The 489-nt window shown below is 67.3% G+C and carries 1 protein-coding gene; it reads right to left on the reverse strand.

Annotated features, from left to right (window positions below; all coding sequences use genetic code 11):
• A partial coding sequence (locus IEZ15_RS47220) for a SpnB-like Rossmann fold domain-containing protein (protein ID WP_373302628.1) occupies window positions 1-483 on the reverse strand: 483 nt, incomplete at its 3' end.
• Window positions 484-489 lie beyond the last annotated feature (6 nt).

The following is a 489-nucleotide window of genomic DNA, read 5'->3' on the forward strand; positions in this document are numbered from 1 at the left end:
CTCACGGGCCCCCGGAGCCCCCAACCCACGACGACTCGTCAACACCAAACGCCGCACCCCACGCTCCACCACCAAATGCCGCGCAAACACCCCGCCCAACGTCCCCGTACCACCCGTCAACAACACCGTCCCCACCGAACCAAAACCACCCACACCACCAGAGCCCGCATCACCAGACCCCGCGCCCGGCACCGCACGCACCAACCGCGGCACCCACGCACGACCCCCACGCACCACCACCTGCGACTCACCCAGACCCACCACCCGCACCACATCCGCATCGGACACCACCCCATCCACCAACACCACACGCCCAGGATTCTCCGACTGCGCCGACCTCACCAACCCCCACACAGCCGCACCCACCACATCCACCACACCCTGCCCCTCACCCGACAACCCCACCGCACCCTCCGTACGCACCACCAACCGCGAACCAGCAAACCGCTCATCCACCAACCACTCCTGCACCACACCCAACACCTCACA

It is taken from the genome of Streptomyces atratus (assembly GCF_014648655.1).
In the GTDB taxonomy this organism is placed as follows: Bacteria; Actinomycetota; Actinomycetes; order Streptomycetales; family Streptomycetaceae; genus Streptomyces; species Streptomyces atratus.